Genomic DNA, 2,420 nt, shown 5'->3' with positions numbered 1-2,420 from the left:
TTTGAAGTATTGAAATTTAATGGTTGATTAAAATCAAAGCAATTTTCAAACATATGGCTCATATTAGTTACTTTTGAAGTATCAAAGCTCAAAGCTTCATTAAAATACTCACAACTACTAAACATACCGCTCATATCAGTTACATTACTTGTATTCCATTCGTTTATACCACTAAAGTCTTCTCTAGCGCTGTTTTTAAACAATCCACTCATATCAGTAATTAAACTCGTATCAATATCACCTAGATAAATAGTCTTATTTTTTACTAACTTTTTTAATTCTTCTTTTGTGGTTGGCTTATATTTTTTCATAAAATCTCCTTTAATTTTGCTAAAGCTATATCAAGTGTGTTGGCTCTTTTTCTTTCATAACAAACACTATTTTTGCATTTAGGGCATTTAGATGGTGGTAAATCATTTGCATTTAGGCAATCGCTTTTATGAATTATCACCACTGAATACCCACAATCTTTACAAATAAACTTACTTGGCTTTGGTGCTATTGGCATTTATACTCCTTTAAAGAATTTGAAAGTCATATTTCAAATTCTTTTTGTTTTTTTATTTTTTAAAAATTTTATTTACAGCACTTAATAAAAATCCACCTACTGCCATAATCTTCTCTTTATTTTCAACAACAAAATCAACTGCTTTTCCAACACCATCGCATAAGTTATCCCAAAAGCTTTTTTCTATCTTTTCATCAGCTAAAGCTTTGTAATCTTTTGTGGTGCTTGTTGATTGATTGTTTGATGAATTAAAATTATTTGTATTAGGCTTTACTTTTTCGTTGCTTTTCCAGTTGTTTTTATTTTCGTTTATCTTACCTTTAAATACTGCTCTTTTTTTGCTGGGAGTATAATCAATGATGAAGTCAAGTAATTTTCCTAAATTATATGGGTTTTCTTGAATGCCATTTCTGCTCTTACCTGATGAATAATATATAGGCTCAATCCTTACGCTAGTTGTCTCATATATCCTATCACTAATTATTTTTACACTTTCATCAAGATATTTTATAAGCTCTTCTTCTGGATAAGGACTATCACCCTTCACCCAAAAATCTCCTTCTAAAGCTTGATCACATTTATTAAGCGCTATTAATATTCTATCTTTTGCGTTTTCTCCTAAGGCAGGGATTATTACATTAGTAATTAGATGATAGGTAGTGCCTAAATCACGAGTCTTTGCATCTACAATAACTAAAACTAAATCTATTAAAGCATTTCCTTTACTATCTTTTTCGTGAAGCTTTTTATTGATTTTTGCAATATGCTCACTATCTTTTATCCCATCTCCTAAACCTGGACTATCCCATAAAACAAGGTTTCTTCCTATTTCGTATTTTTTAATCTCCATTGTTTGTGGTTTGCTAGTAGTTCCGATTTCGCTAAATTCTTGCTTGTATTCATCACCCATATTAAAAAGCGAATTAATAGTAGAGCTTTTGCCAACTCCTGTTCCGCCTGTAATTAATATATTTAGCTTTGTGTTTGCTAGTTTTTTGATATTTAGCTTTAGCTTAGTTTTATCTTCTTCATCTAAATCTGATTTGTTTAATATCTCATCTAATTCTGTATACTCTTCTTTAGATTCTTCTTGTTCTTTATAGTATTTCATAACTTCTGTTATATTAGACATATCAGGTATTAATGCTGTTGAAGTTGGTTTTTGATAGTTTAAAATATCTTTTGATTTAAAGCTGATATGATATGCTTCTTCAATTAAAGCAGCTAATTTCATTCTGTTTTCTAAATCAAAATCTAAATCTTTTAATAAAATATCTAAATATTCCTTAGGGCATGTAGATAGCATTAAATTAGCAAAAATTGTTGGTTTGCTTTTTTCTTTAACAAAATTTAAAATGTTTTCTTTTAATATTTCTTTTTTACTTTCTTCTAGGTCTGTAAATTCTTTTAAAATTCTTTTGATTTCCATTTTTTATCCTTTTTATTTTTAATTTTTAAATATTTATGATTAGATAAAAAATGCTTTCTAAGTTCCTTTAAAATTAGATGAAGGTTTTTGAGTATATTCTAAAGAGTTATACCCCCCCCCATATAAAAGAAAAAATAACTTTCATTTATTCTCCTTTCTTGATTTTTCTTGATTATAACACATTGAATGTCAAAATTCTGTCCATATAAAATTTTTTAAAAATATTTTTTAAATTTCATTAATTTTTACAAGAATTTGAATTAGTAATTTAAAAAAACTATGATTTAGATTTAAGTATTTTATATAAATAAAAGGAATTTCAATTAAGAAATTCCTTGTGGGGTGTTTATTAGAATTTATTCTTCATAACAGCTTCAACAGCAATGCTAGCCATTAAATCTACTTCATCTGATATTTTATTAGTATTATCAGCTACTACTACATTAGCACGTGTTAGCTCATCTATACTACTTATTGCTTCAT

At 27.4% G+C, this 2,420-nt stretch carries 3 protein-coding genes; all 3 read right to left on the bottom strand.

The window, feature by feature from the left end:
- The coding region (locus tag KJQ99_RS09155; protein ID WP_214150630.1) for a BspA family leucine-rich repeat surface protein at window positions 1-311 on the bottom strand (311 nt) is incomplete at its 3' end.
- On the bottom strand, window positions 308-508 hold the full coding sequence (locus tag KJQ99_RS09150; RefSeq protein WP_214150629.1) for a hypothetical protein: 201 nt from the start codon (window positions 506-508) through the stop codon (window positions 308-310). The genes KJQ99_RS09150 and KJQ99_RS09155, both read right to left, overlap by 4 nt.
- 52 nt (window positions 509-560) lie before the next feature.
- The gene (locus tag KJQ99_RS09145) at window positions 561-1,937 is read right to left on the bottom strand and encodes a GTPase family protein (RefSeq protein ID WP_214150628.1); all 1,377 of its coding nucleotides are present in this window, start codon (window positions 1,935-1,937) and stop codon (window positions 561-563) included.
- Window positions 1,938-2,420: the final 483 nt, after the last annotated feature.

This window comes from Campylobacter sp. 2018MI13 (assembly GCF_018501135.1).
In the GTDB taxonomy this organism is placed as follows: Bacteria; Campylobacterota; Campylobacteria; order Campylobacterales; family Campylobacteraceae; genus Campylobacter_E.
This window is presented reverse-complemented; position numbering and strand designations above follow the sequence as displayed.